This is a genomic window from Mesorhizobium sp. LNHC229A00, assembly GCF_000502415.1.
Taxonomy (GTDB): Bacteria; Pseudomonadota; Alphaproteobacteria; order Rhizobiales; family Rhizobiaceae; genus Mesorhizobium.
Genome location: NZ_AYWQ01000004.1, coordinates 198,653 through 219,359 on the forward strand (window position 1 = coordinate 198,653; position 20,707 = coordinate 219,359).

Here is a 20,707-nt window from a genome sequence, read left to right on the forward strand (position 1 = left end):
CCGGCTTTCAGCGCGGTGATCTGGAGCCGCTGATGGTGTTGTTTTCGCGCCGACAGCGATACGAGGACAGAAATCGCAGATTTATCGAGCTATCTTAGATTTATACTTTTAGAAGACTGTAATCCACAGAATTGACCGGCAAATGTAGAAGGATAAATCTAATTATTACAAAAATATGACGACGTTCCATTTGTGCCATTTAAAAAACTCAAGCCAGCATCGCCTAGTGTTATTTGTGCAACACGGATTTAATCTGTGGCGAGAATCCAGCGCATTTATGGAATTGTCATTGAAGGTGGACGATTGGTGGGTATGTTCGCCGCGAAAAGGGGACGCGGTGCGGGCCTTTTTCATTGTGGGGGTGAGGCGGGAAAACATATCCGCCAGCCACAATTCAGAAGCCATTTTTCAAACTTGACTGGAGAGGTCAGAAAATGAACATCAAGAGCCTCCTTCTCGGCTCAGCCGCGGCTTTGATCGCGGTGTCCGGCGCGCGCGCCGCGGACGCGGTTGTCGTCGCCGAACCGGAACCGGCCGAATACGTCAAGATCTGCGACGTCTACGGCGCCGGCTACTTCTACATCCCGGGCACCGAGACCTGCCTGCGCATCGGCGGGTATGTCCGTTACGACATCGGCGTCGGCGATGCCGGTTCGTTCGATGGCGTCAACCACGTTCCGGATCACCAGGACGGCAGTACACATTCGACCTACTACAAGAACACCCGCTTCACACTGAAGACCTGGACGGGGCAGGAAACCGAACTCGGTACCCTGAAAACCTACACGGAGACCCGCTTCAACTACGGCAACAGCTCCGGCGACTACATTAATCAAGGCGCCTCCAACGCCGACGATTGGCAGGGCCGTAACAAGTCTCTCTCGCTGCGCTTCGCCTGGATTCAGCTCGGCGGTCTGCGCGTCGGTAAGGACGATACGGCTTTCGATACGTTCATCGGCTATGCCGGCAACGTCATCCAAGATACGATCGTCCCCTATGGCGGACAGGAGAGCAATGTCGTTCAATACTACTTCGACGCGGGCAACGGCTTCTCGGGGCTGGTGTCGCTCGAAGAAGGCGCTGGCAAAACCGGCACCATCGACAGCTATGTCCCGCATGTCGTCGGCGGCTTGAAGTACAAGGCCGACTGGGGCGCGATCACCGGTGTTGTCGCCTATGACAGCAATTATGAGGAAGTGGCCGGCAAGGTTCGTCTGGACGTCAACGTCACCAAGGAACTGTCGCTGTTCGTCATGGGCGGCTACGGCACCGATGACAACCTCACCGATCCAACCAACTTCATCAACGCCAAAGGTCGCGGCTTCTACAAGCAGTGGGGCGGCAACTGGGCAGTCTGGGGCGGCGGCACCTACAAGTTCAACGCCAAGACTTCGTTCAACGCCCAGGTCTCTTATGACGACTGGAAGAACCTCGGCATCGCCGCCAACATCGCTTATACTGTTGTGCCCGGATTCACGGTCACGGCCGAAGTCGATTACCAGAACGTCGGCAATGACACCCCGGCCAACTCCGTTTGGGCTGGCGCGACTAAGAAAAGCAACGTTGGCGGCATCCTCCGCTTCCAGCGCTCCTTCTAAGGCTTGGACTGACCTCAGCAACCGCCCGCGGCACATCGCTGCGGGCGGTTTTTTTGCCTCGTTGCGAGAGCCGGCACAGGCGCCAGACCCATACCTTGATTTCGCCACCCGTTCGGTGAAAAGCTTCTAGTATGGAATGGCGCGACGAGGGAATCATTCTCGGCACCCGCAGGCATGGCGAAACCAGCGCCATTCTCGAGGTGATGACGCGCGCCCATGGCCGCCATCTCGGCCTCGTGCGCGGCGGCCGCTCCCGCAAGCAGCAGCCCGTTCTCCAGCCAGGCAATCGTGTCGATCTCTTGTGGCGCGCGCGCCTTGACGAGCACCTGGGCACCTTCCAGGCCGAAGCGATCGAGATGAACGCCGCCCGGCTGATGGACAGTGCCATTGCCGTCTACGGCCTGCAGACGATGGCGGCGCATCTGCGCCTGCTGCCCGAGCGCGATGCCCATGGCGGCCTCTACGAGGCGCTTTCGGTGATGATCGTGCACCTCGACGACGCGGATGCCGCCGGCGAACTGGTGGCGCGTTTCGAGCTTCTGATTCTCGATGAACTCGGCTTTGGCCTCGATCTCAGCCAATGCGCCGCCACCGGCACAAGGCAGGATCTGGCCTATGTCTCGCCTAAGTCCGGGCGCGCGGTGTCGCGTGAAGCCGGGGCGCCATGGCACGACAAGATGCTGGTGCTGCCCGCCTTCCTGCAGCGTGGCTCCGGCCAGCGCGCCAATCAGGCGGCGATCGCGGACGCCTTCCGCCTGACCGGCTTCTTCTTCACCCGCCACGTCTACGAGCCGCGCGGCATCGATCAGCCCGACGCGCGCGCCGGCTTTCTGGCCGCACTGCGCAAGCACCACGCAACGCAGAGGCCCATCGCCGGAGAGAGCGCGGCCAGAGAAATCATCCGGTGAGCGAAGTCGAACTCTATCCGGGCCGCCGCTCGGCCTCGGCACCATTCCTCATGCCGACGTCCTGAAATACACCGGCCTGGAATTGCTGCAGCGAATCGTCGACGGCAAATACCCGGCACCACCGATCTCCCTCCAGCTCAGCTTCGCGTTGACCGAGGTATCGGAAGGTCGCGCCTTGTTCCGCGGCGTGCCGAATGAACGCCACCTCAACCCGCTGGGCGGCGTTCACGGCGGCTGGGCGGCGACGCTGCTCGATTCAGCGTTGGCTTGCGGGGTGCGGACCCTGCTTGAGAACGGCGAGGCTTACACCACTGCAGAGTTCAAGGTGACTTAACGCGGCCGATCACGCCCAGGACCGGTGAGGTTGTCTGCGAAGGCAAGGTGGTTCACAAAGGCCGCACGCTTGCCGTTTCGGAAGCGACGCTGAAGGATGCCGGCGGCAAGCTGCTGGCTTTCGGTACCGAGACATGTTCGATATTTCCAGCCGCCAATCTGGCGGCACGTTGAATTTTCAGCCGTTTAGCCGCCGTAATTGAATGTCAGTGAGATGAAGCGTCAGTGAAAACTGGCCTGGTTTGGGGGAACCGCCATGTTTGAGAGCCTGATCGGCCTCGTCGCCATCATTGCCTTGTTCGTCATCATTTCGCGTCAGCAGGGCCGCATCGGCCTGATCGAGCGCGAGCTTGGCGCACTGCGCAGCCTCGTGCTTTCGGGCGCGGTATCGCCCACGGTCAAGCCATCGGAACTGGAAGTGGCGCAGGGCACGGCCGACACGGCTCCGGTGGCCGCGCCTGCCGACATCGCCCCGGCAGCAATCGGCGAGCCGGCACCCGCACTACAGGCCACGGAGTCGGAAATTCCGGCAGGAGAGAGTGTGCCCGGCCCTTGGAGCGCGCCCGAGATCACACCGAAAACGCCAGAGGTCGCGCCGGCCGCGGTCGCCAAAGCCGCTCGCCAGTCCGACGTCGAGACCGCGCTCGGCACGCGTTGGGCGGTCTGGGTTGGTGGCATTGCGCTGGCTCTGGGCGGCTTGTTTCTGATCCGCTACACCATCGAGGCCGGCATTTTCGGGCCCGGCGTGCGGCTCACCATGGCGGCGGTGCTCGGGTTGGTGCTGGTCGCCGGCGGCGAGTTCATTCGCCGCACCGGCTTCAAGGTACCGGTGCAAGGTATTGCGGGCGCCTATATTCCGGCGATCCTGACCGCGGCCGGCGCCTTCATCCTGTTCGGCACCGTCTATGCCGCCCATGGCGTTTACGGTTTTATCGGCCCGGCGCTTGCCTTTACGCTGCTCGGTGCGATCGGCATTGCCACCATCGCCGCCGCTCTCGTCCATGGCCAGGCGCTGGCCGGCATCGGTCTCGTCGGCGCCATGGTGACGCCGGTGCTGATCGCTTCGCAGGCGCCCAATCCGTGGGCGTTGTTCGGCTATCTCGCCATCGTGCTCGCCGCCACTGGCGTGATCGCCCGCATGCGCGACTGGAATGCCCTGATGGCGGCCGCTTTTTTCGGCACAGGCGTCTGGACCATCCTCTACATGACCGACGCACCGGGCGCGAACCTCTCCGCCATCTTGCTCATCGACGCCGTGACGCTGGCTGTGCTCGCCCTTGTCTGGCTGAGCAGTCGTGGCGGCCAGACCGGACAAGCAGGGACTTTCGACTGGCCATCCATCGTGCCTGGACTGTTCGTCGCCTTCTCGGCGCTTGGCCTCTCGGTTGACCCGGTCTTCGCCGCTGCCGGTGATGCTTTGCCGGGCGCGGTGCTGCTTATCGTGATGGTAACGGTCGCCCTCTACCGCCCACTGGCGCTGCCACTACTTTACGCCGCTGGACTGGTGACGGTGCTTATCTATCTCGGCATCATCCCGCCAACGTCTATCGCTTCCGACTTTTCGGGCGGCGCTTTGGGTGTTGATGGAGCGCCCGTGGCCAGCGCCAACGCGCTAAGCTTGCGTATCGGTATTGGCCTCGGTCTGGTTTTCGTCGCCGCTGGTTTGTGGGCCGCGCGCCGCTTCGTCGCCACGGCGCAGATCCGAGCAGCCTCTTGGGCTGCATGGGGTGTCATCGTGCCGCTGGTCATCCTGCTGGCGCTCTGGTTCACCTTCGGCAATCTCGACCGCGACTTTGTCTATGCCGCCGTCGCGGCCCTGCTGGTCCTGGCCTTCGCCGCCGGCGGCGAGTGGATCGCGCGGGCTGAGGAACCGTCGCTCAAGGGCGGAGCCGCAGTGTCGTTTGTTTTGGGCGGCGCGGCAGTCGCCGGCCTCCTGATGCTGCATATGGCTTTTGATTCCGGTTGGACCACCATCCTGCTTGGTGCCGCCGCGATCGTGCCGGCGCTCGCCACGCGCTGGCGCTCCTATCCTGTGCTCGGCTGGATTTCGGTCGCCGCTGTCATCGTGGTGCTTGGCCGCGCCGCCTTCGATCCGACGATCGTCGGCGCCGAATTCCTGTCGACGACACCGATCTTCAACTGGTTGCTGCCGGGCTACGGCGTGCCGGCGCTCGCCTTCGGCTTCGCGGCCTGGCAACTCGCCCGAACCACCGATGGCCGTCCACGCCTGGCCATGGAAGCGGCGGCGGCACTGTTTGCGCTGCTGACGCTCGCCATGCTGGTGCGTCACGCAATGCATGGCGGCGCCATCAACAGCGATGCGCCGACGCTCGCCGAACAGGCGATCTACACGCTGATCGCCATCGGTGCCGGCGCCATCCTGATCGCCATCGACAGGCGCTCGCCAAGCTCGGTGCTGCGCTATGGTTCGATGGCGGTGGGCGTGCTTTCGGCCGCCTTCATCGTCATCCAGCATTTCCTGGTGCTCAATCCGTTGTTCACGGACGAATCGACCGGCCGGATCCCGGTCTTCAACCTCTTGTTCCTCGCCTATCTCCTGCCCGCCGTCGCCGCCGGTGGTCTGGCGCTCTATAGCAGGGGCAAGCGACCGAAATGGTATTCGGCCATGCTGGCGCTGATGGCGGCGCTGCTTGCCTTCGCCTATGCCACGCTTTCGGTCAGGCGCCTGTTCAAGGGCGAGTTCATCGGCATGTGGAGCGGCCTTGGGCAGTTGGAGACCTATACCTATTCGGCGCTCTGGCTGGTTATCGGCGTGGCGCTGCTCACGGCTGGCGTCTGGCTGAAATCGCAGGTGCTGCGCATCGCCTCCGCCGCGCTGATCGCGGTGGCCGTCCTGAAGGTCTTCCTGTTCGACATGTCGGAACTGGAAGGGGTGCTCAGGGCGCTGTCCTTCATCGGGCTCGGCGCCGTTCTGATCGGCATCGGTCTGTTCTACCAGCGGCTGCTGACGCGGGCGGCAAAGGAGAAATTGCTGGCCGGCGAACAATAATAGCCGGAATTCAACGCTGTGCGGGAATAAACCGCCATCCGCCGGCGTTATCTCAATGCTTGGGTGACCGGAGCGGTGGACCGCTTCGCGCTGGCTGCTTGCGCCGTGCCGGGAAGGCGCGTTCTATCGGGATCAACAAGGGCGACCTCAGAACCAGCGGTCATGGACGAAAAAAAGGCAGCAATCCTTGGCGAAATACCGCGCCTGCGCCGCTACGCACGCTCGCTTCTGCGCGGCCGTGATGCTGCCGACGACCTCGTTCAGGACTGCCTCGAGCGTGCGCTGTTGCGGCTCGACAACTGGCAGACGGGAGAAAGCCCCAGGAGGTGGCTGTTTACGATCATGCATCATTTGTTCATCGACCAGATGCGCAAGGTGAACCGCCGCGGCGAAGCGGCGATGCTGCCGCTGGAGGCGGGCGAGGCGGTTGCCCAGCCGCCCCAACAGTTGGATGGCATCGCTTCGCGCGAGATCATGGACGCGTTGCAGGCGCTCAGCCCCGATCGCCGCGCGGCCATTGTCATGGTTGCCATAGAAGGCTTTTCCTATGCCGAGGCTGCCAACATTCTGGGCGTTCCCGCCGGCACGCTGATGTCGCGCATCGCGCGGGGGCGTGAGGAATTGCGCGGGCTGCTGGACGACACAGCGCGCCGCCGCGCCATAAGGATCGTCGAGAAATGATCCGCCGCGATTTTTCCGAACGGGACATCCATATGGCGCTCGACGGCGAACTGCCGGCCGATGAGCGCGCCGCCTACGATGCCTGGCTCGACGCCAATCCCGAGATGAAGGCCAGGAGCGCCCGCTTCACCGCCGACCGGGAGGCGTTGCGCTCGGCCTTTGCCGGCGTGCTGGACGAGGTGGTGCCAGTGCGCTTGCGCAAGGTGGTCCTCGGTGAAGCGCCTGTTAAGCTTGCTGCGCCACGCTCACGCTGGTGGCTTGCCGCCGCCGCGGCCGTCCTTCTCGCCACGGGCGGATTTGGCGGCTACTTTGCGGGTATCGGAAGGATCGGGCAGGAGGATCCGGCGGAGGATCAGCTCGCCGAACAGGCGATCGCCGCCCATGTCATCTATGCCGCCGAGAAGCGGCACGCGGTGGAAGTGCCGGCCAGCGACAAGGATCATCTGCAGACTTGGCTCTCCAACCGGGTCGGCCTGAAACTGGTGGCACCGGACCTAAGCGCGAACGGCTTTCAGCTGGTTGGCGGCCGGTTGTTGCCGGCGGGGGAAAGCAAGGCCGCGATGCTGCTCTACGAAGACGATAAGGGCGAGCGCATATCCCTCTTCGTGACGTCGGAATCGACCGAGAATGCCAAGGGCACCTATGCTTCGGCGCAGGACGGTCCGCGGGCCGTCTACTGGCTGGATAAGGGCTATGGCTGTGCCGTCGTTGGTTCGCTGCCGCGCGAGCAGTTGGCGGCCGTGGCCAAGAGCGCGTATGGCCAGCTTCTGGCCGGTCTGTCCAGCTGAGCCGGCAGCGATCTTGCGCGGCCGGCTGGCATGAAAACAGCGGTTCCGTTCAAAGCTTGCCGGCTTCCCTGCCGTCGCGGAAGCTGTCACAATTCGGCCCTAATCAAGGAGCGATAGCGCTTGGTGAATACCGGCGCTTCGGCCGGTGTCTGCGACGCTTTTCGACCGGGGCCGTTGCCGCAACGCAATCGAGGTTTTCTCAAGCCGCATAGATCGGAAGAGCGTCGTGTAGGNCTTTTCGACCGGGGCCGTTGCCGCAACGCAATCGAGGTTTTCTCAAGCCGCATGCCTGCCGAGATCCGCACGGCCCGCGCGTCTGACGTCGATGACCTCGCCGCCATCGAGAAAGCTGTATTCTCGAGCGACCGCATTTCCCGCCGCTCCTTCCGCCTGTTCATCGAGCGCGAGACCGCCGAGACGCTGGTCGCCGAAATCGATGGCCGCGTCGGCGGTTATGCGATCGTGCTGTTTCGCAAGGGCAGTGGGGTGGCACGGCTCTATTCGATCGCCGTTGGACCGTTTTTCGGCGGGCTCGGCATAGGTCGTCAATTGCTGGCCGCGGCCGAAGAGACAGCCTTCGAACACGGCCGCATGATGCTGCGTCTCGAAGTGCGCGAGGACAATGGCCGTGCCATCAGCATCTATGAACAGGCCGGCTACCGCAAGATTGGCCGCGAGCCCGGGTACTACGAGGACGGCGCGACGGCACTGCGCTATGAAAAAACCCTGCGCGGCGACCTTCCGGTCGCCACCAGGGTGCCATTCTATCAGCAGACCTGCGAGTTCACCTGCGGCCCATGCTGCCTGATGATGGCCATGGCCAATTTCGATCGTGGCTTCGTGCCCGACCCCGTGATGGAAATCCGACTCTGGCGCGAGGCGACGACCGTCTTCATGATGTCAGGACCGGGCGGCTGCGAACCATTCGGCCTGGCTGTCTCGGGCTACGAAAGCGGGCTTGCGGCGGAGATTTACGTTTCGTTCTACGGCGCATTGTTCCTGCAGTCGGTGCGCAGCGAGGACAAGCGCCGGGTCATGGAACTGGCACAGGTCGACTTTCGCCGCCGCGCGGAACTTTACGGCATCCCGGTGAATTACCGTCCATTCACCATCGACGATATCAGGGCGGCTCTCGCCGGGGGCAAACTGGTGCTGGTGCTGATCAGCGGCTTCCTGATGTTCGGCAAGAAGGTGCCGCACTGGGTGCTGGCCATCGGCGATGATGGCGATCATATTCTGATCCACGATCCGTGGGTCGAGGATGAAAGGCAGGAAACCATCCTTGATGCCGCCAACATTCCCGTGCCTTACGGCATCTTCATGAACATGGCGCAGTTCGGCCGCGACGGACTGCGTGCCGCCATCACTTTGGGAAAGAGATAATGACCTGGGTCATTCTTACCGGCAGGCAGAGCGATCTCGACCAGGTGGCGACGCCGCACAAGATCATCACCAATCGCGACTATCTCGCGCATCCCTCGCTGTTTCGCGGTCAGCGGCCTAAGGTCATCAACCTGTCGAACAACTACGGCTATCAGAGCCGTGGCTACTATGCCTCGCTGCTGGCGAGTTCGCGCGGCCACAAGGTCATCCCGACGGTCGAGACGATGATCGACCTGTCGGAGCGCAAGCTCTACGAGCACGCCTTGCCGGAACTGGAACTGGCGCTCAACAAATGCCGCAAGGATCTCGGCGGCGTATTTCCGGCGAAGGTCTGCATCTTCTTCGGCATCGGCCCGTCCAAGGTCTGGGACCGTTTCGCCAAGCTGTTGTTCGACTGGTTCCGGGCGCCGGCGCTCGAAGTCCATATCAAGGACAGCGCCGAATGGGCTTCGATCCGCAAGATCGGCTTCCACCCCCTGGCTCGGATGACGGAGGACGAGGAAAAAAGCTTCATCCAGTGCCTGGAGACCTACACCAACCGCGAGTGGCGCGACACCAAGGGCCGCACGCCGGCGCGTTACACCTTCGCCACGTTGGTCGATCCGCATGAGGAATTGCCGCCCTCGGAAATCTCTTCGCTGCGCTACTGGGCCAAGATCGCCGAAAAGATGGGGGTCGAAATCGAGCCGATCACCAGAAAGGATCTGGCCAAGCTCGCGAATTACGATGCACTGTTCATCCGCGAGACCACCTCGATCTCCAACCACACTTACCGCTTCGCTCGCCGCGCCCAGCAGGAAGGCATGCCGGTCATCGACGACCCGCTGTCCATGATCCGCTGCACCAACAAGGTCTATCTCAACGAACTGATGGCCTACAACAAGGTGCCGGTGCCGCCGACGGTGATGATCGCCGGCACCTCTGACCTCGAACTGGCCGCACAGACGCTGGGTTTTCCTCTCGTGTTGAAGATCCCGGATTCGTCCTTTTCTCGCGGCGTCAAGAAATGCGAGAACCTGGAGGAGTTGACGCGGCTCGCGACCGAATGGCTGGAGGAATCTGACCTTCTCATCGCGCAGAAATTCATCCCGACCGAATATGACTGGCGTGTCGGCGTGCTCGGTGGCCAGCCGCTGTTTGCCGTGCACTATCTGATGGCCAAGAAACATTGGCAGATCGTCAACCACAAGGCCAATGGCAAGCCCGACCAGGGCGGCATCAAGACCTTCACGCTGAAGGAGACGCCGGCCCATGTCGTCGAGACCGCCGTCAAGGCGGCGCGTTGCATCGGCGACGGTCTCTACGGCGTCGACCTCAAGGAGACCAAGGACGGTGTCTTCGTCATCGAGGTCAACGACAATCCAAACCTCGATCACGGCTGGGAGGATTCCGGCGAGAAGGACGAGGTCTGGGTGCGGCTGACGCAGTGGTTCCTGGAGCGGCTCGACAGGCCTGGGCGGTAATTCATCCGAGGGGAATATGCAGTTCATCGTCATCGAGGATTTCACCGGCTGCGACCGCAAGGAAATCTACCGCCGGTTCCGCGACCGCGGCCGACTGAAGCCGGAGGAGCTTGTCGTGCATCACAGCTGGATCGCGGCTGATATGAGCCGATGTTTCCTGCTGGTGGAGAGCGATGACGTCACGTCGCTGCAGCGCTGGGTCATCGAATGGGCTGATCTGGTCGAGTTCGAGATCGTGCCCGTGGCGACCAGCAAGGATATGGTGGCGGCCTTGAGCGGGCACCTCTGACCATAACCCTCCCGGTCAGCGCAGCGCCGGCGAGCCAACCGCGTGCTGGCATTCGTTGACCAGCCAATCGCGGAACGCGGCAACGACATCGCGCCTTGCGCTTCGCTCTGGAACCGTCAGGCAATAGGGCTGGCGCAATGCAATCGCGCCGACGGCCGGCCGGACCAGCCTGCCATCCTCCACCGCTTCGGCACAATAAATCCCTTGCGCCAGCGCCACGCCCAACCCCGAAATGGCGAGGTCTAGGGCCGCGCGCGACGAATTGGCCGAAAGGCCGCGCCGTGCCGCTCGGCCAGGGTGAGCACCCGCGACCTCGAACCAGTTGGGCCAGGACGGAAACGATGCGCCTGTCGGCCCCCAGTCGGTGTGGATGAGCGGCAGCCCGGCGAGCGGCTCGCCACCCGCCTTGGTGATGCCGGCAAGCCCTGGCGCGCAGACGGGATAGACGGCGTCCCGGGCGATCTCCTCGGTCGGGTGCTCGCGATAATGCGGACCATAGGAAAGCCTGATGTCGATCAACTCGCGGTCGAACGACACCGGGTCGTCATCGCCCCGGAGCGATATGTCAGCGGCGCCGTGGCTTGCGACAAAGCCGGCGAGGCGGCGCGAGAGCCAGCCCATGGCCATGGATGGCGGCACCGACACCACCAGGCGCGGGCGGAATGCATCGGCGCCCAGTTCGCGCGAGACACTGCCGATCTCCTGGAAGGCCACCGTCAGCCGAGGCAGCATTTCCACGCCGGCCTCGGTGAGGACAACGCGGCGGTTGACCCGATGAAACAGCTTGCGCCCCATCTGCTCCTCCACGGTTCGGATAAGCTGGCTGACGGCGGCGGCCGAAACCGAAAGCTCTTCCGCCGCCGCGGCAAAGCTGCCGGTGCGCGCCGCGGCCTCGAAAGCCTGAAGCCCTTTCAGGGATGGGGATGAGACCATGATCGCTGATAGCTAAGGTAAGCTTATCCAAATCGCAGGAATCGTCGTTTCTGGAAAGCTTTTTCGTCGACTAGAATGGCTTCATCAATCTTCAGCCTGGATCGAAGCCAATGGACCATCGCGACATCATTGCGTCATTAACACCGGAAGAGCGCAACCGCTTGACGGCCAAGTCCGATGTTGCGGGCATGGTCCAGCTCTGCGCTCACTTGGGTGCGATTATCTTCATTGGATCTTTGATCGCGGCCGAGGTCCCATTCTGGCCGTTGCTGATGCTGCCGCAAGGCATCCTGATCGTGTTCCTGTTCACGCTGCTGCACGAGACGGCGCACCGGACGGCTTTCGAAACACAGTGGCTGAACGACGGCGTGGCGCGGCTGTGCAGCCTGGCGATCGCGCTGCCGGCCGATTGGTTCCGCTACTTCCATTTCGCCCACCACCGGTACACGCAGGATCCCGAAAACGACCCCGAGCTTGCCTTCCCGAAGCCCGAGACCCTGCGGCAATACATTGTCCACGTCTCGGGGCTTCCGGTGTGGTGGGGCCATCTCAAGACACTCTACGCCAATGCGATTGGCGGTAGTCAGGAGAACTATGTACCGCCGAAAGGCCGACGCAAGGTGCGGACCGAGGCGCGCGCCATGATTGCCTTCTACGCTGTCCTCATTCTGCTCGCCGTGTATTTCCGGCTCACCGTGCTTTTCTATGTCTGGATCGTTCCCGCTCTGCTCGGACAGCCATTCCTGCGCCTCTATCTGCTGGCCGAGCACGGCCGTTGTCCGTTCGTGGCCAACATGCTGGAAAACACCAGGACGACGCTGACCAGCTGGGCGGTGCGCAAGCTCGCCTGGAACATGCCGTTCCATGCCGAGCATCATGCCTATCCCGGCGTTCCGTTTCACCAATTGCCGCTGTTTCATGCGCTGATCGAGCGGCATCTCAAGGTGGTCGAGCCCGGCTATGTCAGCTTCCATGAGAAATACCTGGAAACGCTGCGCTGACCTTGCGCTGACGCCATCAGCCGGTCTGACTGCGTGTCGCACGCGACTTCAGCAGGCGCTGGATGTCGGCCGGCTTCGACGGCACGCCGATCAAATAGCCTTGCGCCTCGATACAGCCATTGTCGCGCAGCATGTCGAGTTGCGCCTCGGTCTCGACGCCTTCGGCCGTGACGACGATGCCAAGCTCGGCACCCAACCCGATGATGGTCCGAACGATCGCCGCCGTGTCGCGGTTGCCCATGTCGCGAATGAATGATCGGTCGATCTTGATCTTGTCGACCGGAAAACGCCTGAGGTAGCCGAGCGAGGAATAGCCGGTGCCGAAATCGTCCAGGGCGATGCGGATGCCGAGCTCACGCAACTGGCGCAGCGTTTTCAGCACGGCCCTGCTTTCGTCCATCAGCACGGTTTCGGTGATCTCCAGCTCCAGCCGTCCAGCCGGAACGCCGGAAAATGCCAGCGCCGAGATCACGCCGCGGGCAAACCCGTTGCTTTTGAGCTGCACGGCCGAGACATTGACCGCAATACGCAAGCCGGGTGGCCAGCTTGCGGCCTCTGCGCAGGCTTTCCTCAGCGCCCACTCGCCGAGCGGCACGATCAGCCCGGTCTCTTCGGCGACCGGAATGAAATCGTCCGGCGCGACAGTGCCACGCCCTGGCGAATGCCAGCGCATCAAGGCTTCCGCGCCGGTGATCTCGCCGGAAGCGATGTTCATGATGGGCTGGAAATGCAGATCGAACTCCTGGCGCGGCAGTGCTGCCTCGAGGTCTACTTCAAGCGCCCTGCGGGCCTGCACGACAGCATCCATTCCGGGCTCGAAGAAGCGATAGAGGTTGCGTCCTTCGCTCTTCGCCCGGTAGAGCGCCGTATCCGCGTTTTTCAGCAGCGTGTCGGCGTCCTTGCCGTCGCCGGGGAAAACGGCAATGCCCATGCTAATGCCGACATGCATGTCCCGGCTCTTGTCTCTAAATGGTTTTGCGATTGCGTCGACGATGCGCTTCGCCAGTTTTTCGGTATCGCCAATGCCCTTGAAATGGAACTGCATGACGACGAATTCGTCGCCGCCGAAGCGGGCGACGATGTCTGTTTCGTTGCGGACGCAATGCCGCAGTCTCTCGGCGACGCTTCTCAACAGCCAGTCGCCCGCAGGGTGTCCCCAGGTGTCGTTGACCGCCTTGAAGCGGTCGAGATCGAGCGAGAAGATCGCCAACGGCTTGGCTGCCGCGTCCTCCAGCGCAAGATCCAGCCGCTCGCGAAACATCGAGCGGTTGGGCAGTCCGGTCAGCGTGTCGTGATGCGCAAGATGGGTCATGCGCTCTTCGGTCCGGCGGCGCTCGGTCACGTCGTCGAAAGTCACCACCCAGCCGCCGCCGCTCATCGGCCTGCGTGTGACCAGAACCGTCCTGCCGTCGGTCAGATGCCGGTAGGCCGAATGCGTCTTTGCCGCCGCCAGACAGGCTTCGGTTTTGGCGACTTCGCTGTCGACGTCGATCTTCATGTAGATGCCGAGTTCCAGCAATCGTTCGAGCGCGTTGCGGTGCGTCGTTCCAAGCGGGAAGTCCTCCGCGGAGACGTTATAGAGCTCCAGAAAACGTCTGTTGCGCACAATCATCTTGCCGTCGGCGTCGTACATCAGCAGGCCTTGCGACATGTTGGCGAGTGCCGCGTCGAAACGGCGATGCTGCTCCTTGAGATCCTGCTCGGCGCGCCGTTGTTCGGTTATGTCCTCGTAGATCGAGACCCATCCACCCAGGGCCAACGGACGGTGCGAGATGTTGATGATGCGGCCATCCGACAGAGTCTCTTCATAAGTCGAAGGTTTTGCCTGGTCGATATAGGGCTTGCGGATGGCGTAGAGTTCTTCGGCGCTTTGCGAGGCAACGCCGATATCGACGCTGTGCCGCAGGATGTCGACGAAGCAGATGCCCGGCCGTACCACTTTGGCGTCGAGGCGGAAGATGTTGAGATAGTTGCCGTTGCAGATGATCATGCGTTCGTCGGCATCGAACATGCACAGGCCATGCGACATGTTTTCGACAGCAGCTGAAAAGCGTTCGTTCTGCTCGCGCAGCTCATCTTGCATGCGGCGCTGATGTTCCATGCCTCCGGCCGCCCGTTCCGGGACGACCGAACCACCTTTGACATCCAAGACGGGCATGAGGCGCCCCTGCGATGCTTGATCGAACATCACACTGTTGACGCTTCCGGTTAATTTAGCGTTTTCTACCCAAGCGCGGATGTCGGAACGTGATGCCGCGACTTCTCGATCACCGAAAACCGCTTCAGGAACGCATTCTGCGCTGAGGTCACCGAGCGTGGCGCGAAGTCGAAGCGCTCGGCGGAAAAACCGCGCGGCCGGCCGAAGAACTCGGTCGCCTCGGCGGTCGAAAACCCGGCAAGCAGCGTCGCCTCGAAATAGGCGGCGATCTGGTCGGCGCGCTTGATCTCCTTGCGCAGGATGGCAGCCGGTTCCGGCGGCAGCGAGAAGCGCAGATGGATGGCGCGCTGCAGGCGCACTTCGCAGTCCCTGTAGCTGCCGCCCATCACCGACTTGAATGGCGAGATCATGTCGCCGATGACATATTCGGGCGCATCGTGCAGCAGCGCAGCCAATTGGTCGTCGGCCGAAGCCCGGGGCGCCAGCTCGTTGAACAGTGCCTCGACCAGCAGTGAATGCTGGGCAACCGAAAAAGCGTGCTCGCCGCTGGTCTGGCCGTTCCAGCGGGCGACGCGGGCAAGCCCATGGGCGATGTCCGAGATCTCGATATCGAGCGGCGAAGGGTCGAGCAGGTCGAGCCGGCGGCCGGACAGCATACGCTGCCAGGCCCGTGGCGGCGCACCGGCGCGGTCTGCCGCCATTAGGCTTCCTCCACGCCGGGCGTTTCTTGCGGAAAGCCGAATTTGGCCCAACTGGGGATGGTGAGCGTCACCGGTATGTCACCCGCCAGGATCGGCTGGCCGGCATCAAGCGCCGCCTTCACCCTGTCGATGCGGGCGATGGCGAGCCCTGTCACGGTAGCACTCGAGCCGAGCGTGCCGACCGGCCGCCCACCGACAGTTAGCTCGGCACCCGCAGCGGGCAGGGGAAGCCCAGCCTCGACAATCAGCACGCGCCGCCGGGCGGTGCCTCGATGCTGCATGCGCGAGACGACCTCTTGGCCGACATAGCAGCCCTTCTTGAAACCGACACCGCCCATTTCGTCGAGCAGAACGTCATGCGGGAACGCATCGCCAAGTGCATAATCCGCCCCGCTCTCGGCGACGCCGTGGCCAATGCGGAAGGCCTGCCACGCGCCAATGTCGCCAGCGTCTGGGGCGCCGGCATCGAAGCGCGTGACGCCTTCGTCGCCAAAGCGCCTGTCGGCAAGCGCGGTTGAATCGCTTTCTGAGGCGATTGACTCTTTTCCCCAGGCAACTGTGACAACTGCCTGCGCCAACTTGGCAATCTCAACCTTGGCGCGAAGTTTGTAGAGCATCAGCCGGCGAATGAAATCGTCTGAAATGTCGGCACGGCATTCGATGCGGAAGGCGTTTTCGCCTGCCCGCGAGATCAGGAAGTCGAACAGGATCTTGCCTTGCGGCGTCAAAAGCGCGCCCGGCTTTGCCTCGCCATTGCCAAGCGTATCGAGATCGGTAGTCAGGATGTTCTGCAGAAAATGCTCGGCATCCGGGCCGGAGACGGTGATGAGCGCGCGATCTTTCAGCAGGGCAAAGGGCATGGGGCGGATTAAAAGCCTGATCTTGCAAAACGGTTGGCCATTACGTAAGCCGCTGACACTCCCCCCGCAAGAGAGCATCACCATGACCTACGACCTCATCCTGACAGGCGGCACAGTGGTCAATCATGACGGCGAAGGACTGCGCGACATTGGTGTGAGGGGCGGGCGCATCGCCGCGATCGGCGATCTGCGCCAAGCATCGGCTGGCGAGACGATCGACTGCCGGGGCCTGCATATCCTGCCCGGTGTCGTCGACAGCCAGGTGCATTTCCGTGAGCCGGGACTGGAACACAAGGAAGACCTGGAAACGGGATCGCGGGCCGCGGTGCTGGGCGGTGTCACCGCCGTGTTCGAAATGCCCAACACCAATCCGCTGACTACCAGCGAGGCAACGCTTGCCGACAAGGTCCGGCGCGGCAGCGGCCGCATGCATTGCGACTTCGCCTTCTGGGTTGGCGGTACCCGCGACAACGCCAGGGACGTTGGCGAGCTCGAACGTTTGCCGGGGGCCGCGGGAATAAAGGTCTTCATGGGATCGTCCACCGGTGACCTGTTGGTCGAGGATGATGAAGGCGTCGCCTCCATCCTGCGAAACACGCGCCGCCGCGCCGCTTTTCATTCGGAGGACGAGTTCCGGCTGCGCGAGCGCGTTGGCGAGCGCATCGAGGGCGATCCGTCATCGCATCCGGTCTGGCGTGATGAGATCGCGGCTTTGCGCTGCACCGAGCGGCTGGTGCGCATCGCGCGCGACGTTCGTGCCCGCATCCATGTCCTGCACATCTCGACCGCCGAGGAGATCTTGTTCCTCGAACAGCACAAGGATGTTGCGACCTGTGAAGCCNGTCCTGCACATCTCGACCGCCGAGGAGATCTTGTTCCTCGAACAGCACAAGGATGTTGCGACCTGTGAAGCCACGCCGCATCATCTGACGCTGAGCGCCGACGACTATGCGCGGCTTGGCACGCTGATCCAGATGAACCCGCCGGTGCGGGACAAACGCCATCGCGACGGCGTCTGGGATGGCATAGCGCAAGGCATCGTAGACGTGCTCGGCTCCGACCACGCGCCGCACACGCTGGCCGAGAAGGCAAAACCCTATCCGGCCTCGCCCTCGGGCATGACCGGCGTGCAGACGCTGGTGCCGATCATGCTCGACCATGTCAACGCCGGCCGGCTGACCCTGCAGCGCTTCGTCGATCTCTCCAGCCATGGCCCGCAGCGCATCTTCGGCATGGCCAGAAAAGGCCGCATCGCCGCCGGCTATGACGCCGACTTCACCATTGTCGACATGAAGCGGCGCGAGATCATCACCAACGCGCAAGCCGGCTCGAAAGCCGGTTGGACCCCCTATGACGGCAAGCAGGTCACTGGCTGGCCGGTCGGCACGGTCATTCGCGGTCAGCGCATTATGTGGGACGGTGAAATCGCGACGCCAGGCCTGGGCACGGCGGTGGAGTTTTCCGAGGCGTTGCCGGGTTAGCCACCTGTGGCTGTGCGTCACGTCTTTGATTTTTAAGCGTTCCGCACTATGTTCAAGGCATAATGCAGACACATGTCGCGCCTATGATTGACCCCGCCGAGTTTCCAGAGCTGCAAGCGCTCTTGTGGAATCGCGATGTCGCGCGACTGATCCCGGCCAACGAAGCATTTGCGTTGTACGAGCGCAATTGGCGCTTTGTCGATCAGACACGGCTTACGACGCGCGAGAAATTGCTTATCCAGAATCTCGCCAGGGAATTCGGTCACGGTATCCTTCTGACTGCCGGCTGAATTGTCCTCCCGTGCTCTTTTTCGCCTCGTATCTGCAACATTAAACCGGACACGTCGCGAGCGAAGGCCATGAAGGAAGTCAGAAAGCCTGAGCACAGGATTATCTCTGAAGCCCTCGCGCTTATGGACCGCGATTTCCTGACCGCGGCCCAATGCTGGTTCGGTGGCGGGACAGCGATAGTGTTGAAACTGGGCGAGTATCGTCGGTCGTTGGATGTCGATTTCCTGTGCGCGGATGCCGACGGCTATCGGCAATTGCGAACGTCAGCAGTCGAACGCGGGGTGAGGGCATTCTTTCCTGAACCAGTTGAGGCCATGCGAGATTTTCGCATTGATCAGTATGGCTTGAGGACCGTGGTGCGGTTGAAGGGGCAATTGATCAAGTTCGAAATTGTTCGTGAAGCCCGCATCTCGTTGCAAGGTCATTTCGATGACGATCTAAATGTACCTTCTTTGCTTCTCTCGGACATGTTCGCCGAGAAGTTATTGGCGAATGCCGACCGATGCCAAGACCGTGCTGTCGGCTATCGCGACGCTATTGACCTCGGAATGTTGGTCGGTGCCTATGGGCAGATCCCGAGTGACGCCTTAGCGAAAGCCCGGACTGCATATGGACAGGATATCCAACGCAAGGTTGCGTGGGTGGTCAACAAGCTTCGGGATGGAGAAGAGTTGAGTTACGCAGCCGAGATTCTGCAGATGGACGCTGATAAGGCTAGCGGTGCTATTTCGATTCTTCGAAACGAAAGCATTCGCATTTGGCCGGATGCCGCCATCAGTGCAAAACCTGCCGACCCGCTCAAATAGCAACATCGTCTACGATGCTGTTCGCATCCTGGCGCAAACCAGGCAGGGCACCTTCAGTCGCCGGCGACGAAAAAGGTCCACTGCCCGGCTGGCGTGATGCCGACGCGATAGAAGATGTAGGCTCCGAACTGCTTCATGTCGTCGAAATCGCCGGCGGTGACGATCTTGAACAGCTCGACCCGTTGCTTGGAGTCGAGTTTGTCCAGCGGCAGCGCGAAGAAATACGGCCAGACATAGAGGTCCTGTGGCGTGCCCGCATCCACATGGACGTAGCCTGCGGAAAGCACCTCCTCCAGAATGGCCAGGATCTCCTGACCGTCAGGGTCGCCGGACATCCCCTTGAGGAAGGTGATGGCGTCGCCTTCGATGTCGGCCAGCGACAGCTGGGTCATGCTATCGCCCTTGCCGATCAAGGGCCTGAGCTTCTCGATGTCGCCGCTCTTGCAGGCCTCGATGATCAGGTCATGCATGCGCCGCACGGGCTCGGGCAGCTTGCCAAGATCATAGACGACTTCCGGCGGAGGCGCCTCGGGATCGACGCGCGGCCTATTACTGCCGCCATCCGATGGGCTGTCCGGCTCAGCGGCGTCGGGACCGGCCGGCTGGCTGGCCGAAGGCGGCGTTCCCACCGGGTCAGGCATGGGAATCGCGCTTCCGGGCGGCGAAACATCGTCGTCCGACGGTGTGGCTGGCGCGGGGAGCTCTTCGCGTTTAATCTCGCTCAGTGCATGGGCCGGACTGCTAGCCAGGCAAGTCGTGAAGGCAACCGCGGCACAGCAAGCAGCGAGGCGGATGTAGAGGACCAAGCCCTTCGGCTTGCCTGACACCGGAAAATTCACTGCCCGTATCTCCCTACTTCCGGGCATGACGCCCGAACGGCATTCGATCGTCAGAGAACCTGATATCGGTTCAGTGCCGCAGCCGCTCAGGTTCGAAGGCGCCTGCGATCACCTTCTCGCGCATGCGGTCGAGCAGGGCAAGGGCCGAGGTTTCGCCGTTGGCGCGCAACATTTCACCGAATGCCGTCTCAAGGGCGGCCTCGGCGATGATTTCTGGCTCGATGCCGGCCGAGAGGCCTTCCGCCCAGGCTTCGCTGTGGCTCTCAACCGCCGTCAGGCGCTTCTCTTCCCTGACCAGCGCGTCGATGTCGTTGGCAGCATGTTCCATAAGCGATGTCCACCCTTCCAAGCGGCAACCCATCAGTGTGGATCAGGCTTGATCTGTTCCATTCATACGCAGCTGCAACTAAGTAACTGTAAATACGACATTTTTTTGATCATTATTTACAGGGACCAACTGTATTTGGCGAAGCTGCGTTTCAACCCGGATCGAACTTAGCCGATTAGGCTGGCCTGCGGGGCGAAAACCTTCAGTTTGAGTTAATTGCGCATTCGCGCGATAACGTTTGATTAACGCTGTGGCAAAAGTGCAACATCAGAATTGCACCAAGGTAAGGCGGGCACAAGCCGGATATATCGAGATCCCTGGCGACGGGCCGGATATCTGTTGATGAATGCTCAGTTGCCATACCGCGAGGCGATATCGCGCGACAGCGTCTCGCCTTCTTTCATGTAACGGCTGATGGCTTCAGTGGCCGAAGCGGTGCACTGGGTGTAAGTGCCGCCGAAAGAACGGTAGCCGCGATTGAAGCTGGCGATGAAGCGGGCGCGGCGCTCTGGGTCCGGGTTTTCCGAATCGAGCAGTTTTTCCATCTCACCACGCCACTGGTCGCCCTTCTCCCCGCACAGATTGCGCAGGAAATGCAGCGACCCAAGAACTTCCGCCAATCGCATCAGCCCCGGCTCGAACGGCGACTCGGCACTGAAGGCAGTCCGCGCCGGGACGACCGCGCTGACGGCAAGGCAAATGGCAAGGAGCATTGACGGACGGTTCATAAACCTTCTCTGCCCGACGGCTTAGGCCTTGTGGTCTGCCTGATGGCCTGAGACGTCGTGGCTGGCGAGACAACATAAGCCTTGTGACGAAACAATTTGTCGCCTGCAAGGCGGTTTTTCAGTGCTGC

Annotated in this window: 20 protein-coding genes and 1 pseudogene; 14 read left to right on the top strand and 7 right to left on the bottom strand. The window is 62.0% G+C overall.

The genetic code is table 11. The features are described from left to right. Positions 1–434 precede the first annotated feature (434 nt). The 10 genes from X742_RS158655 (at position 435) to X742_RS158620 (ending at position 10,453) form a co-directional block, all read left to right on the top strand. The gene (locus X742_RS158655) at positions 435–1,598 is read left to right on the top strand and encodes a porin (protein WP_023771636.1); all 1,164 of its coding nucleotides are present in this window, start codon (positions 435–437) and stop codon (positions 1,596–1,598) included. A 131-nt stretch (positions 1,599–1,729) separates the two neighbouring features. Then, entirely contained in the window at positions 1,730–2,506 is a 777-nt protein-coding gene (gene recO / locus X742_RS158650; protein ID WP_023771637.1) for a DNA repair protein RecO, read from the top strand. 82 nt (positions 2,507–2,588) lie between these two features. Beyond that, the gene (locus tag X742_RS1000000175640) at positions 2,589–2,840 is read left to right on the top strand and encodes a PaaI family thioesterase (protein ID WP_245273872.1); all 252 of its coding nucleotides are present in this window, start codon (positions 2,589–2,591) and stop codon (positions 2,838–2,840) included. Between the two features lie 47 nt (positions 2,841–2,887). Continuing rightward, entirely contained in the window at positions 2,888–3,013 is a 126-nt protein-coding gene (locus tag X742_RS1000000176495) for a hypothetical protein (protein ID WP_263486561.1), read from the top strand. 82 nt (positions 3,014–3,095) lie between these two features. After that, positions 3,096–5,849 carry a DUF2339 domain-containing protein gene (locus tag X742_RS158645; protein ID WP_023771638.1) on the top strand — a complete coding sequence of 918 codons (2,754 nt, stop codon included), beginning with the start codon at positions 3,096–3,098 and terminating at the stop codon, positions 5,847–5,849. Positions 5,850–6,011: 162 nt separating this feature from the next. After that, entirely contained in the window at positions 6,012–6,530 is a 519-nt protein-coding gene (locus X742_RS158640) for an RNA polymerase sigma factor (protein ID WP_023771639.1), read from the top strand. Further along, positions 6,527–7,318: an anti-sigma factor gene (locus X742_RS158635; RefSeq protein ID WP_023771640.1), complete on the top strand. Its 792-nt coding sequence runs from the start codon at positions 6,527–6,529 to the stop codon at positions 7,316–7,318. The genes X742_RS158640 and X742_RS158635 overlap by 4 nt, the downstream gene beginning before the upstream one ends. Positions 7,319–7,603: 285 nt before the next feature. Further along, complete coding sequence (locus X742_RS158630; protein ID WP_023771641.1) at positions 7,604–8,701, top strand: peptidase C39 family protein; 1,098 nt, start codon at positions 7,604–7,606, stop codon at positions 8,699–8,701. After that, positions 8,701–10,164, top strand: a complete 1,464-nt coding sequence (locus X742_RS158625; RefSeq protein WP_023771642.1) for a RimK family protein — start codon at positions 8,701–8,703, stop codon at positions 10,162–10,164. Before X742_RS158630 ends, X742_RS158625 begins: the two co-directional genes overlap by 1 nt. 16 nt (positions 10,165–10,180) lie before the next feature. Beyond that, complete coding sequence (locus X742_RS158620; protein ID WP_023771643.1) at positions 10,181–10,453, top strand: DUF3303 family protein; 273 nt, start codon at positions 10,181–10,183, stop codon at positions 10,451–10,453. Between the two features lie 15 nt (positions 10,454–10,468). Here the strand turns inward: X742_RS158620 and X742_RS158615 are convergent, their stop codons facing one another. Next, positions 10,469–11,386 carry a LysR substrate-binding domain-containing protein gene (locus X742_RS158615; protein WP_023771644.1) on the bottom strand — a complete coding sequence of 306 codons (918 nt, stop codon included), beginning with the start codon at positions 11,384–11,386 and terminating at the stop codon, positions 10,469–10,471. 110 nt (positions 11,387–11,496) lie between these two features. On the opposite strand from X742_RS158615, the gene X742_RS158610 reads away from it, so the two are divergent. Beyond that, positions 11,497–12,387 (top strand): fatty acid desaturase family protein, encoded by an 891-nt coding sequence (locus X742_RS158610; protein WP_023771645.1) that lies wholly within the window; start codon positions 11,497–11,499, stop codon positions 12,385–12,387. Between the two features lie 16 nt (positions 12,388–12,403). Here the strand turns inward: X742_RS158610 and X742_RS158605 are convergent, their stop codons facing one another. The 3 genes from X742_RS158605 to X742_RS158595 form a co-directional block, all read right to left on the bottom strand. After that, the gene (locus tag X742_RS158605) at positions 12,404–14,545 is read right to left on the bottom strand and encodes an EAL domain-containing protein (RefSeq protein ID WP_023771646.1); all 2,142 of its coding nucleotides are present in this window, start codon (positions 14,543–14,545) and stop codon (positions 12,404–12,406) included. Positions 14,546–14,610: 65 nt separating this feature from the next. Then, positions 14,611–15,246, bottom strand: a complete 636-nt coding sequence (locus X742_RS158600) for an HD family hydrolase (protein ID WP_023771647.1) — start codon at positions 15,244–15,246, stop codon at positions 14,611–14,613. Beyond that, complete coding sequence (locus X742_RS158595; protein WP_023771648.1) at positions 15,246–16,106, bottom strand: folate-binding protein YgfZ; 861 nt, start codon at positions 16,104–16,106, stop codon at positions 15,246–15,248. Before X742_RS158595 ends, X742_RS158600 begins: the two co-directional genes overlap by 1 nt. A gap of 76 nt (positions 16,107–16,182) precedes the next feature. Here X742_RS158595 and X742_RS01000000169950 point away from each other — a divergent pair. The 3 genes and pseudogenes from X742_RS01000000169950 (at position 16,183) to X742_RS158585 (ending at position 18,684) form a co-directional block, all read left to right on the top strand. Continuing rightward, positions 16,183–17,587, top strand: a pseudogene (locus X742_RS01000000169950) (dihydroorotase). A gap of 83 nt (positions 17,588–17,670) precedes the next feature. Further along, on the top strand, positions 17,671–17,877 hold the full coding sequence (locus X742_RS158590) for a hypothetical protein (RefSeq protein ID WP_245273871.1): 207 nt from the start codon (positions 17,671–17,673) through the stop codon (positions 17,875–17,877). Positions 17,878–17,946: 69 nt separating this feature from the next. Beyond that, positions 17,947–18,684 carry a nucleotidyl transferase AbiEii/AbiGii toxin family protein gene (locus X742_RS158585; protein ID WP_023771650.1) on the top strand — a complete coding sequence of 246 codons (738 nt, stop codon included), beginning with the start codon at positions 17,947–17,949 and terminating at the stop codon, positions 18,682–18,684. Positions 18,685–18,737: 53 nt separating this feature from the next. On the opposite strand, the gene X742_RS158580 is transcribed toward X742_RS158585, so the two are convergent. The 3 genes from X742_RS158580 to X742_RS158570 form a co-directional block, all read right to left on the bottom strand. Continuing rightward, on the bottom strand, positions 18,738–19,523 hold the full coding sequence (locus X742_RS158580; protein WP_023771651.1) for a hypothetical protein: 786 nt from the start codon (positions 19,521–19,523) through the stop codon (positions 18,738–18,740). 70 nt (positions 19,524–19,593) lie between these two features. After that, the gene (locus X742_RS158575; RefSeq protein WP_015318556.1) at positions 19,594–19,851 is read right to left on the bottom strand and encodes a hypothetical protein; all 258 of its coding nucleotides are present in this window, start codon (positions 19,849–19,851) and stop codon (positions 19,594–19,596) included. A 350-nt stretch (positions 19,852–20,201) separates the two neighbouring features. Further along, positions 20,202–20,579, bottom strand: a complete 378-nt coding sequence (locus tag X742_RS158570; RefSeq protein ID WP_023771652.1) for a TIGR02301 family protein — start codon at positions 20,577–20,579, stop codon at positions 20,202–20,204. Positions 20,580–20,707: the final 128 nt, after the last annotated feature.